The organism is Phycicoccus sp. 3266, from assembly GCF_031456495.1.
GTDB lineage: Bacteria > Actinomycetota > Actinomycetes > Actinomycetales > Dermatophilaceae > Pedococcus.
Window position 1 is genome coordinate 632,996 of the sequence record NZ_JAVDUW010000003.1, and the last position, 11,428, is coordinate 644,423.

An 11,428-nucleotide genomic window follows, 5' to 3' on the forward strand; every position below is an offset into this window, starting at 1 on the left:
CTGCTCGAGGGTCACGCAGTCGCCATGTGGTCCCGGTAGCGGCAGATCGAGGCGAACTCGGCCGGGTCGGTCGAGGCACCCCCGACCAGCGCGCCGTCGACGTCCTCCTGGGCCATGATCGCCGCGACGTTGCCGGCCTTGACCGAGCCGCCGTAGAGGATCCGCACGCCGTCGGCCAGGTCGCCCGAGTACAGCTCGGCGAGCTTGGTCCGGATCGCCGCGCAGACCTCCTGCGCGTCCTGCGGCGTCGCCACCTCGCCGGTGCCGATCGCCCAGACCGGCTCGTATGCCACGACGACCGTCCGCGCCTTCTCCGCCGGAACGTCTGCGAGGCCGGCCTCGACCTGCGCCAGCACGTGCGCGACGTGCTCGCCGGCCTGGCGCACCTCGAGCGGCTCGCCGACGCAGAAGATCGGCGTCAGGCCGTGACGGAAGGCGGCCCTCACCTTCGCGGCCACCACCTCGTCGGTCTCCTGGTGGTACTCGCGGCGCTCGCTGTGCCCGACGACGACGTAGGTGCAGCCGAGCTTGGCGAGGAAGGCGCCCGACACCTCGCCGGTGTAGGCGCCGCTGTCGTGCTGAGAGAGATCCTGCGCGCCGTGGCGCAGGTCGAGCCGGTCGCCGTCGATGAGCGTCTGGACCGAGCGGATGTCGGTGAACGGCGGCAGGACCGCCACCTCGACGGCACCGAAGTCGTGCTTGCCGTCACGCAGGGTCCAGTCCAGCTTCTGCACGAGGTGCGTCGCCTGGAGGTGGTCGAGGTTCATCTTCCAGTTGCCCGCCATGAGCGGCGTGCGACCGGCCGGGGTCTTCGCGGCCATCAGCCGGCGTCCTCCTGCGTCTCGTCCAGGACCGTCAGCCCCGGGAGCTCCTTGCCCTCGAGGTACTCCAGGCTCGCGCCGCCACCCGTGGAGATGTGGCCGAACTGGTCGTCGGAGAACCCGAGCTGGCGCACGGCCGCAGCGGAGTCGCCCCCGCCGACGACGGTGAGCGCGCCGTCCTCGGTGAGCTCGACGAGGGCCTTGGCCACGGCGGCGGTGCCCGCGGCATACGGCTCCATCTCGAACGCGCCCATGGGGCCGTTCCAGAAGACGGTGCGGCAGTCCTTCAGCTTCTCCGCGAACAGGACCCCGGACTCGGGGCCGATGTCCAGGCCCATGCGGTCGGCGGGGATGGCCCCGGCCGGGACGACCTCGTGGTCGGCATCGGCCGAGAACGCGGTGGCGGCCACGACGTCGACCGGCAGCACGATCTCGACGCCGCGCTCCTTCGCCTGGTCGAGGTAGCCCTTGACCGTCTCGACCTGGTCGGCCTCGAGCAGCGAGGTGCCGACCTCGTAGTCCTGCGCCTTGAGGAACGTGAAGACCATGCCGCCGCCGATCAGCAGGCGGTCGGCGGTCTGGAGCAGGTTCTCGATGACGCCCAGCTTGTCGGACACCTTCGCACCACCGAGCACCACGGCATACGGCCGCTCGGGGTCCTCGGTGAGCCGGCGCAGGACGCCGACCTCGGTCTCGACGAGCCCGCCGACGGCGGCCGGCAGGAGGCGGGCGACGTCGTAGACCGACGCCTGCTTGCGGTGCACGACCCCGAACCCGTCGGAGACGTAGGCGTCCGCCAGCCCGGCGAGGGAGCGCGCGAACTCGGCCCGCTCCTCGTCGGTCTTCGCGGTCTCGCCCGGGTTGAACCGCAGGTTCTCGAGCAGCACGACATCGCCGTCCTGCGCGGCGTCGACCGCCGACCGGGCGCTCTCGCCCACCGTGTCGGTGGCGAAGGTGACGTCCCGCCCCAGCAGCTCGCCGAGGCGGTCCGCCACGGGGCGCAGCGAGTAGCGGTCCTCGGGCGCGCCCTTGGGCCGCCCGAGGTGGGCGCACACGACGACGCGCGCGCCCGCCTCGGACAGGGCCGTGATGGTCGGGACCGAGGCCCGGATGCGACCGTCGTCGGTGATCGTGCTCCCGTCGAGGGGCACGTTGAGGTCGGACCGGACGAGCACGCGCTTGCCGCGCAGGTCGCCCAGGTCGGCGATGGAACGCATTCGGACCAGCTCCGTATCGATGGGGTGGGACCGGTCGGTCAGAGCTTCGAGCCGACGAGCACGGTCAGGTCGGCGAGGCGGTTGGAGTAGCCCCACTCGTTGTCGTACCAGCCCACGACCTTGACCTGGTTGCCGATCACCTTGGTGAGGCCCGCGTCGAAGATGCACGAGGCCGGGTCGGTCTCGATGTCCTTGGAGACGATCTCGTCCTCGGTGTAGCGCAGGATGCCCTTGAGCGGGCCCTCGGCGGCGGCCTTGACCGCGGCGTTGACCTCCTCGGCCGTCACCTCGCGCGACGCCTCGAAGGTGAGGTCGGTGGCCGACCCGGTCGCGATCGGCACGCGCAGGGCGAAGCCGTCGAGCTTGCCCTTGAGCTCGGGCAGCACGAGGCCGATGGCCTTGGCGGCACCGGTGGAGGTCGGCACGATGTTCAGGGCCGCGGCGCGGGCGCGACGCAGGTCCTTGTGCGGGCCGTCCTGGAGGTTCTGGTCCTGCGTGTACGCGTGGATCGTCGTCATCAGGCCCTTGACGATGCCCACGGAGTCGTTGAGCGCCTTGGCCATCGGGCCGAGGCAGTTCGTGGTGCAGGACGCGTTCGAGATGATGTGGTGGTTGTCGGCGTCGTAGTCGGAGTCGTTGACGCCGAGCACGATCGTGACGTCCTCGTTCTTCGCCGGCGCGGAGATGATGACCTTCTTGGCGCCGTTGTCGAGGTGCACCTTCGCCTTGGTGGCGTCGGTGAAGATGCCGGTCGACTCGATGACGACGTCGGCGCCCAGCTCGCCCCACTTGAGGTTGTTCGGGTCGCGCTCGGCGAAGACCTTGAACGTCTTGCCACCGGCCGTGATGTCGGCGTCGGTCGACGTCACGTCGCCGTCGAAGCGACCCAGGATCGAGTCGTACTTGAGCAGGTGCGCCAGGGTGGCGTTGTCGGTGAGGTCGTTGACGGCGACGACCTCGATGTCGGCGCCGGAGGCTTGCACGGCGCGGTAGAAGTTGCGGCCGATGCGGCCGAAGCCGTTGATACCAACGCGAACGGTCACGGGTTCCTGCCCTTTCGAGAGGGGGTCGAGTGCCGCGTGGTCGCGGCACGCTTGCTTCGCCTCCGACCCTATCGGCTGGCCCCTGCACCGGACAGGGCGGTCCGGCGTACGGGCTGGTAACCCGGGACCGTCAGGCGTCCCCGCCGACCGGACCCGTCAGGCGTCTCCGCCGAAGAGGTCGCGCGTGTAGACCTTGTCGGCCACGTGCTCGAGCTCGGGCACCATGCGGTTCGCGACGATCACGTCGGAGAGCTCGGTGAACTCGGCGAGGTCGCGCACCACGCGGGAGCCGAAGAAGGTCTCGGCCGGGAGGGCCGGCTCGTACACGACGACCGAGACGCCCTTGGCCTTGATCCGCTTCATGATCCCCTGCACGCTGCTGGACCGGAAGTTGTCCGACCCCGACTTCATGATGAGCCGGTGGATCCCGACGACGGAGGGGCTGCGGCGCAGGATGTCGGTGGCGATGAAGTCCTTGCGCGTGGTGTTCGCCGAGACGATCGCCTCGATGAGGCTCTGCGGCACGTCCTGGTAGTTGGCCAGCAGCTGCTTGGTGTCCTTCGGCAGGCAGTACCCGCCGTACCCGAAGGACGGGTTGTTGTACCCGGGGCCGATCCGCGGGTCGAGCCCGACGCCGTCGATGATCTGGCGGGTGTCGAGCCCGTGGGTCAGGGCGAAGGTGTCGAGCTCGTTGAAGAAGGCGACCCGCATCGCGAGGTAGGTGTTGGCGAACAGCTTGATCGCCTCGGCCTCGGTGCTGTCGGTGAGCAGCACCGGCACCTCGGGCTCGTCGGCGGCGCTGCGCAGGAGCTCGGCGAACGCCTTGCCCCGCTCACCGCGGTCGCCGACCACGATGCGGCTCGGGTGCAGGCTGTCCCAGAGCGCCTTGCCCTCGCGCAGGAACTCGGGGCTGAAGAGGACGGTCGTGCCCAGCCGGGCGGACAGCGCGCGGGTGAACCCGACCGGCACGGTCGACTTGACGACCACGGTCGCCTCGGGGTTGAGCCGGGCGGCGTCGGCCGCCACCTGCTCGACGGTCGAGGTGTCGAAGTAGTTCGTGACCGGGTCGTAGTCGGTCGGGGTCGCCACCACGACGAACTCCGCGCCGGCATACGCCTCCTCCGGCACCGTCGTGAACGACAGCCGCAGGCCGCCGCGCTCGAGGCGGCGCTCGATGTCGGGGTCGGCGATCGGGCTGTGGCCGCCGCGCAGCCGCTCGACCCGCCCCTCGTCGATGTCGAGGGCGACGACGTCGTGCGACCCCGCGAGCAGCACGGCGATGGACAGGCCGACGTAGCCCGTCCCGACGACGGTGACGCGCACGCTCAGGCCTCGAGCATGTCGGGGGTGAGGTTCGCGTCCGTGCCCGGGATGCCGAGGTCCTCGGCGCGCTTGTCGGCCATGGCGAGCAGGCGCCGGATGCGACCGGCCACGGCGTCCTTGGTCATCGGCGGCTGGGCGAGCTGGCCGAGCTCCTCGAGCGAGGCCTGCTTGTGCTCCAGGCGCAGCTGGCCGGCCTCGCGCAGGTGGTCGGGGATGTCCTCGCCGAGGATCTCCATCGCGCGGTGGACGCGCGCGCCAGCGGCGACGGCCGCCCGGGCCGAGCGCCGCAGGTTGGCGTCGTCGAAGTTGGCGAGCCGGTTGGCGGTCGCGCGGACCTCGCGCCGCATCCGGCGCTCCTCCCACGCGAGCACCGCCTCGTGGGCACCGAGCCGGGTCAGCATGGCGCCGATCGCGTCGCCGTCTCGGATGACGACCCGGTCCACGCCACGCACCTCGCGGGCCTTGGCGGAGATGCCGAGGCGCCGGGCCGCACCGACCAGGGCGAGGGCCGCCTCGGGGCCGGGGCAGGTCACCTCGAGGGCCGAGGACCGGCCGGGCTCGGTGAGCGAGCCGTGCGCCAGGAAGGCGCCGCGCCAGGCTGCCTCGGCGTCGCAGGACGACGCGCTGACGACCTTCGGCGGCAGACCGCGCACGGGGCGGCCCCGCGAGTCGATGAGGCCGGTCTGCCGGGCGAGCGCCTCGCCGTCCTGGACGACGCGCACGACGTACCGGCTGCCCTTGCGGATCCCGCTCGCGGCCAGAACCAGCACCTCGGACGGGTGGCCGTAGAGGTCGGTGATGCTCTTGCGCAGCCGCCGGGCGGCATTGGCGGTGTCGAGCTCGGCCTCGACCACGATGCGGCCGCCCACGATGTGCAGGCCGCCGGCGAACCGGAGCGTGGCAGCCACCTCGGACTTGCGGCAGCAGGGCTTGGTCACGTCCAGCCTGCTGAGTTCGTCCTTGACGCGTGCCGTCATCGCCATCCGCTCATCCTGCCCATCTCGTTCATGCCGTACCCCGGGAGCCGAAGAGGTCACGATACGCCGCAGCGAGGCGCAGCGAGTCATGCTGGCCGGGAGCCCCGCGCCGGGCGACCGGGGCGAGCACGAGCTCGGCGCCGAGCCGGCCGGCCGTCGCCCGCAGGCCCTCCTCGTCGTCGACCGCGCCGGGGTCGGCGAGGACGACGTCGAACCGCATCCGCGGGGCGTGGTCCGCCAGCACCTCGAGCTGCCCCGCAGCCGAGATCCCGGCCGTCTCGCCCGAGTGCTCGAGGTTGAGGGTCAGGCAGCGGCGGGCGGTCGTGTCGTGGAGGGCCTCGCGCAGCGCGGGCACCATGAGGTGCGGCATCACCGAGGTGAACCACGACCCGGGGCCGAGGATGACCCAGTCGGCGTCGAGCACGGCCTCCACCGTGGCGGGCGCCGCCGGCGGGTCCGCCGGCTCGAGGGCGATGCTCCGGACGGTGCCACGCGTGCGCGCCACCGCCACCTGGCCGCGGACGGTCGTGACGACCTCCGTGGTGGTCCCGGCGCCGGGTGCCGTGCCCTCAATGCGTGTGCCGTCGATACCGGTGCCGTCGTCACCCGCGCGGGCCGTGTCCGCCACCGGCTCGAGCCCGGCCACCTGGGCCGTGATCTCCAGCGGGACGGCAGCCATCGGCAGGACCCGGCCCCGGGCGTTGAGCAGCCGCCCGACCAGGTCCAGGCCGGTCACCGGGTCGTCGTGCAGGTCCCAGAGGGCGGTGATGAGCAGGTTGCCGAGTGCGTGGCCGGCGAGCGGGCCGGTGCCCTGGAACCGGTGCTGCAGCACGTCGCGCCAGATGTGGCCCCACTCGGTGTCGTCGCACAGGGCCGTGACCGCCATCCGCAGGTCGCCCGGCGGCAGCACCCCGAACTCCTCGCGGAGCCGCCCGGACGACCCGCCGTTGTCGGCGACCGTCACGACGGCGGTGATGTCGTCCGTGACGAGCTTGAGCGCCTCGAGCGAGGCAGCCAGCCCGTGTCCCCCGCCGAGCGCGACGACGGCGGGCCCGCTCATGCCGCCCCCTCCGTGCGGTCCGCCACCGGGCTCACTCCTGCCCCAGGTCCCGGTGGACGACGAACGTGGCGATCTCGTCGCTGGACAGCCGCTGGCGCAGCGCCTCGGCCGTCGCGACGGAGCGGTGCTTGCCGCCCGTGCACCCCACGGCGAGGGTGACGTAGCGCCGCCCCTCGCGCAGGTACCCGGCCGTGACGGGCACCATCAGGTCGACCACCCGGTCGAGGAACTCCTCGGCCCCGGGCTGGCGCATGACGTACTCGGCGACCGGCTGGTCCTGCCCGGTGAACGGCCTCAGCTCGGGGATCCAGAACGGGTTCGGCAGGAACCGCATGTCGAAGACGAAGTCCGCGTCGAGCGGCACGCCGTACTTGAACCCGAACGACATCAGTGCGATCCGCAGCTTGGGGCCGCGCTCGGACGAGAAGACCGGGTGCACCTTCTTGGCCAGCTGGTGCACGTTGAGGCCGGAGGTGTCGATGACGACGTCGGCGCGGGCCCGCAGGTCGGCCAGCATCTCGCGCTCGCGGGTGATGCCGTCGAGAAGCCGCCCCTCGCCCTGCAGCGGGTGCGGCCGGCGCACCGACTCGAACCGGCGCACCAGCGCCTCGTCGGTCGCGTCGAGGAAGACCAGGCTGGGCTTCCAGCCGCGCTCGGCCAGCTCGTTCATGGCGGTCTGCAGGTGGGCGAAGAAGCCGCGGGCGCGGACGTCGACGACGGCGGCCAGGCGCGGCAGGTCGGCCGGTCGCGGCGTCCCGTGGGTGAGCTCCACGAGCGAGACGAGGAGGTGCGGCGGCAGGTTGTCGATGACGTACCAGCCGGAGTCCTCGAGCACGTTGGCCGCGGTGGAGCGGCCGGCTCCGGACATCCCGGTCAGGATGACGAGCTCACCCTGGCGCAGCCCGGGAGCCGCGTCGCCGGGTCCCTGTGGGTCCCCCGGGGCCTGCCGCTCGTCCTGGGCTGGCTGCTCGTCCTCAGCGGGCTCCTGGTCCTGGGCGTGCTGCTCGGGCTGGGCGTCCTGCGCGCCACTGCTCACTGCTGCCCCTCGTCGTCGACGATCTCACCGGTCATGAGGTTCACCGCGGGCACGGGCGACTCCTCCGAGGACAACTCTGCCGCAATCGTGGCCGCGAGCGCAGGCCCGATACCCGAAACGGCCTGCAGCTCCTCGACCGAGGCGGCCCGAACCTTCTTCACGGAGCCGAAGTGCCGCAGCAGCGCCTTGCGCCGCGAGTCCCCCAGCCCCGGTATGCCGTCGAGCACGCTCGCGGTCATCGCCTTGGACCGCCGCTGGCGGTGGAACGTGATGGCGAAGCGGTGCGCCTCGTCACGCACCCGCTGGAGCAGGTAGAGGCCCTCGCTGGTGCGCGGCAGGATCACGGGGTAGTCCTGCCCGGGTACCCAGACCTCCTCGAGCCGCTTGGCCAGGCCGACCACGGCGACGTCGTCGATCCCGAGGCGGTCGAGGGCGGCGCGCGCGGCGTTGACCTGCGGGAGGCCACCGTCGACCACCACCAGGTTGGGCGGGTACGCGAACTTCTTGGGGCGCCCGGTGTCGGGGTCGATCCGCTCCGGTCCGCTGTCGCTGTCGGGGCCGAGCTCGACGTCGGAGGCGCTGTCGCGCTCCTCGAGGTAGCGCTGGAAGCGACGGGTCAGCACCTCGTCCATGGCCGCGGTGTCGTCGACCTGCTCACCGCGGATGACGAACCGGCGGTACTCGGACTTGCGGGCCAGGCCGTCCTCGAACACGACCATCGAGCCCACGACCTGCGAGCCCTGGATGTGGCTGATGTCGAAGCACTCGATGCGCAGCGGCGCGTCGGGGAGCTCGAGCGTCTCCTGCAGCTCCTGCAGCGCCTGGCTGCGGGCGGTGAGGTCGCCGGCCCGTGCGAGCTTGTGCCGCGCCAGCGACTGCTCGGCGTTGCGGCGGACGGTCTCGAGCAGGGTCCGCTTGTCGCCGCGCTGCGGCACGCGCAGCTGCACCCCCGAGCCGCGGAGAGCCCCCAGCCACTCGGCGACGGCGTCGTCGTCCTCGGGCAGGACGGGGACGAGGACCTCGCGGGGAACGCCCTCGCCGGTCTCGCCGCCGTACACCTGCTGCAGGAGGTGGCCCACGACCTCCGGCACCGACTCGGCATCCATCTCGGCCACCCAGCCGCGCTGGCCGCGGATGCGGCCGCCGCGCACGTGGAACACCTGGACCGCCACCTCGAGGCCGTCCTCGGCCAGGGCGAAGACGTCCGCGTCGGTGCCGTCCCCGAGCACGACCGCGGACTTCTCGAGCGCCTTGCCCAGCGCCACGAGGTCGTCGCGGAGCCGGGCCGCCTGCTCGAACTCGAGCTCGCGCGATGCGGCCGCCATCTCGCGCTCGAGCCGCTTGACGAACCGCGTGGTGTCGCCGCCCATGAAGTCGCAGAAGTCCTCGGCGATCGCCCGGTGCTCCTGCGCGCTCACCCGGCCCACGCACGGGGCCGAGCACTTGTCGATGTACCCCAGCAGGCAGGGGCGGCCGACCTGGCCCGCGCGCTTGAACACGCCCGAGGAGCAGGTGCGCACGGGGAAGACGCGCAGCAGCAGGTCGAGCGTCTCGCGGATCGCCCAGGCGTGGGCGTACGGCCCGAAGTAGCGGGTGCCCTTGCGCTTGGCGCCGCGCATGACCTGAGCGCGGGGGTACTCCTCGCCGAGGGTCACCGCCAGGTAGGGGTAGGACTTGTCGTCGCGGTACTTGACGTTGAACCGCGGGTCGAACTCCTTGATCCACGAGTACTCGAGCTGGAGGGCCTCGACCTCGGTGGAGACCACCGTCCACTCGACGCTGGTCGCCGTGGTGACCATCGTCTGCGTGCGCGGGTGCAGCTGGGCCAGGTCCTGGAAGTACGAGGACAACCGCGGCCGCAGCGACTTGGCCTTGCCGACGTAGATGACCCGGCCGGTGCGGTCCCGGAACCGGTAGACACCCGGGTCGACCGGGATCTCGCCGGGTGCGGGGCGGTAGGTCGACGGGTCAGCCACGGCTCCACTCTATGGACGCGGTCCGACGCCCCGGTGACCCGGTCGCCTCAGCTGACGCGGATGCCGTCCGTGCCGATGGTGACCTTCTTCTCCGCCAGCGGGGCAGGGGCGGGCCCGACCTTGACCTGGCCGGTCGCGGCGTCGTACTCGCTGCCGTGACCGCACGGGGACCCACAGGTGATGACGCCGTTCTCGACCTTGCTCACCAGGCAGCCCTGGTGCGTGCAGACGGCGGTGAACGCCTTGAACTCCCCCGCCTTGGGCTGGGTGACCACGATCTGCTGGTCGGTGAAGATCTTGCCGCCGCCCACGGGGATGCTGGCCTTGTCGATGGCCTGCTTGACGGCCTCCTTCGCCGAGCTCGTGGCCGAGTCGACGACGCCGTTGGCCGCGTCCTGGGCGGAGCTGCAGCCGGCGACCACCCCGACGCCGGCGATGCCCGCGATGGCCAGGACGGTGCGACGGGTGGGGCCGGTGCCGCTGTGCTCTTCGGGGTGGGTCATGGGGTTCGCCTTTCGGGAGCAGGGCTCGGGGTGGGGCCGGGAGGCCGAGTATGCAGGTGCCGTCTGGGAAGCGCCCGGTGCGGACGATCCCGACACGGTGGGAAACGGGCGAGGGACGTCGACGGTTCACCACCCGAGGTCGCGGGCTGGTAACGACACGGTCACGCTGATCCCAAGCACCTCCCCCCGGCAGCACCGGGCGAGGCATAGTCTCCTCAAACCCCACCCCCGGGGCTGGCGCGGGTTTGCCCCTACCTACCCGCGAGCACAATTGACTTCAGGAGGAGTCTTGCGTTCTGTCTTCAAGATCGGCGCGCCGGTGGTTGCCGCCGCGCTCGCTTTGAGTGCCTGTGGTGGCACGAGCGGTGGCGGCAGCGGTTCCGCCGGCGGCGGCGGCAAGGCCTGTGACCTCAAGATCGGCTTCTTCGGCGCCCTCACGGGGGACGCGGCCAACCTCGGCATCAACATCAAGAACGGTGCCGAGCTCGCCGTCAACCAGTACAACGAGAAGCACTCGGACTGCAAGGTCACGCTCGTCTCCTTCGACTCCCAGGGTGACCCGGCCATCGCGCCCGGCCTGGCCCAGAAGGCCGTCACCGACAAGAAGCTCGTGGGCATCGTCGGCCCGGCGTTCTCCGGTGAGTCCAAGGCCGCCGACCCCATCTTCGACAAGGCCGGCCTGAACATCATCACGGCCTCCGCCACCAACCCGGCGCTCGCGGAGAACGGCTGGAAGACCTTCCACCGCATCCTCGGCAACGACGCCACCCAGGGCCCGGCGGCCGCCAAGTACATGAAGGACGTCCTCAAGGCCCAGAAGGTCTTCGTCTCCGACGACACCTCCGAGTACGGCAAGGGCCTGGCGGACATCGTCAAGAAGGACCTCGGCTCCCTCGTCGTGGGCACGGACGAGACCGCTGCCGACGGCAAGCAGGACGACTTCTCCCCGACCGTGACCAAGGCCAAGGCCTCGGGCGCGACCGCGTTCTTCTACGGCGGCTACTACTCGAACGCCTCGAAGCTGGTCAAGCAGCTCAAGGACGGTGGCTTCACCGGCACCTTCGTCGCGGCTGACGGCGTCAAGGACGACGGCTTCATCAAGGGTGCCGGCCAGGCGGCCGAGGGCGCGATCCTCACCTGCCCGTGCCTGCCGCCCGACAAGGCGCCCGACTTCGCGGCGGCCTACAAGAAGGCCTACAACTCCGACCCGGCCACCTACTCGGCCGAGGCCTTCGACGCGGCGAACGTCTTCCTCGACGGCATCGCGGCCGGCAAGACGTCCTCCTCGGACATGAACTCCTTCATCGCCTCCTACGACAAGCAGGGCGTGACCAAGAAGGTCAAGTTCGACTCCAAGGGCGAGCCGGCCGAGGTCTCCGTGTGGGCCTACAAGGTGACCGGCGGCAAGATCGTGCCCGACCAGGAAATCAAGTAACGACGCACTGGTAGCGGCCAGGACCCTCCTCAGTCAG

General features: G+C 71.4%; 10 protein-coding genes. 1 reads left to right on the forward strand and 9 read right to left on the reverse strand.

Annotation, left to right across the window (positions count from 1 at the left end):
• Window positions 1–11 precede the first annotated feature (11 nt).
• The 9 genes from tpiA to J2X64_RS17485 all read right to left on the reverse strand — a co-directional run bounded on the left by tpiA (window position 12) and on the right by J2X64_RS17485 (window position 9,956).
• Window positions 12–821 (reverse strand): triose-phosphate isomerase, encoded by an 810-nt coding sequence (gene tpiA, locus J2X64_RS17445; protein ID WP_310157198.1) that lies wholly within the window; start codon window positions 819–821, stop codon window positions 12–14.
• Window positions 821–2,038, reverse strand: a complete 1,218-nt coding sequence (locus J2X64_RS17450) for a phosphoglycerate kinase (protein WP_310157201.1) — start codon at window positions 2,036–2,038, stop codon at window positions 821–823. The genes tpiA and J2X64_RS17450 overlap by 1 nt, the downstream gene beginning before the upstream one ends.
• Before the next feature lie 38 nt (window positions 2,039–2,076).
• On the reverse strand, window positions 2,077–3,081 hold the full coding sequence (gap, locus tag J2X64_RS17455) for a type I glyceraldehyde-3-phosphate dehydrogenase (RefSeq protein ID WP_310157203.1): 1,005 nt from the start codon (window positions 3,079–3,081) through the stop codon (window positions 2,077–2,079).
• 156 nt (window positions 3,082–3,237) lie between these two features.
• Window positions 3,238–4,404, reverse strand: coding sequence for a nucleotide sugar dehydrogenase (locus tag J2X64_RS17460; protein ID WP_310157205.1), 1,167 nt, complete (start codon window positions 4,402–4,404; stop codon window positions 3,238–3,240).
• Window positions 4,405–4,406: 2 nt separating this feature from the next.
• Complete coding sequence (gene whiA, locus J2X64_RS17465) at window positions 4,407–5,387, reverse strand: DNA-binding protein WhiA (protein ID WP_310157207.1); 981 nt, start codon at window positions 5,385–5,387, stop codon at window positions 4,407–4,409.
• A gap of 22 nt (window positions 5,388–5,409) precedes the next feature.
• On the reverse strand, window positions 5,410–6,441 hold the full coding sequence (yvcK, locus tag J2X64_RS17470) for a uridine diphosphate-N-acetylglucosamine-binding protein YvcK (RefSeq protein ID WP_310157208.1): 1,032 nt from the start codon (window positions 6,439–6,441) through the stop codon (window positions 5,410–5,412).
• Window positions 6,442–6,472: 31 nt separating this feature from the next.
• The gene (gene rapZ / locus J2X64_RS17475) at window positions 6,473–7,309 is read right to left on the reverse strand and encodes an RNase adapter RapZ (RefSeq protein ID WP_397444090.1); all 837 of its coding nucleotides are present in this window, start codon (window positions 7,307–7,309) and stop codon (window positions 6,473–6,475) included.
• A 164-nt stretch (window positions 7,310–7,473) separates the two neighbouring features.
• Window positions 7,474–9,453: an excinuclease ABC subunit UvrC gene (gene uvrC, locus J2X64_RS17480; RefSeq protein WP_310157210.1), complete on the reverse strand. Its 1,980-nt coding sequence runs from the start codon at window positions 9,451–9,453 to the stop codon at window positions 7,474–7,476.
• 47 nt (window positions 9,454–9,500) lie between these two features.
• Complete coding sequence (locus J2X64_RS17485; RefSeq protein WP_310157212.1) at window positions 9,501–9,956, reverse strand: Rieske (2Fe-2S) protein; 456 nt, start codon at window positions 9,954–9,956, stop codon at window positions 9,501–9,503.
• A gap of 289 nt (window positions 9,957–10,245) precedes the next feature.
• On the opposite strand from J2X64_RS17485, the gene J2X64_RS17490 reads away from it, so the two are divergent.
• A complete protein-coding gene (locus tag J2X64_RS17490; protein WP_310157213.1) occupies window positions 10,246–11,391 on the forward strand; it encodes a branched-chain amino acid ABC transporter substrate-binding protein in 1,146 nt (381 codons plus the stop codon).
• The last annotated feature ends 37 nt before the right edge of the window (window positions 11,392–11,428 follow it).

Excerpts from the sequence above, each read along its gene's own strand:
- tpiA (WP_310157198.1), bottom strand. The coding sequence starts at position 821 with ATGGCCGCGAAGACCCCGGCCGGTCGCACGCCGCTCATGGCGGGCAAC.
- J2X64_RS17450 (WP_310157201.1), bottom strand. The coding sequence starts at position 2,038 with ATGCGTTCCATCGCCGACCTGGGCGACCTGCGCGGCAAGCGCGTGCTC.
- whiA (WP_310157207.1), bottom strand. The coding sequence starts at position 5,387 with ATGGCGATGACGGCACGCGTCAAGGACGAACTCAGCAGGCTGGACGTG.
- yvcK (WP_310157208.1), bottom strand. The coding sequence starts at position 6,441 with ATGAGCGGGCCCGCCGTCGTCGCGCTCGGCGGGGGACACGGGCTGGCT.
- rapZ (WP_397444090.1), bottom strand. The coding sequence starts at position 7,309 with ATGTCCGGAGCCGGCCGCTCCACCGCGGCCAACGTGCTCGAGGACTCC.
- J2X64_RS17485 (WP_310157212.1), bottom strand. The coding sequence starts at position 9,956 with ATGACCCACCCCGAAGAGCACAGCGGCACCGGCCCCACCCGTCGCACC.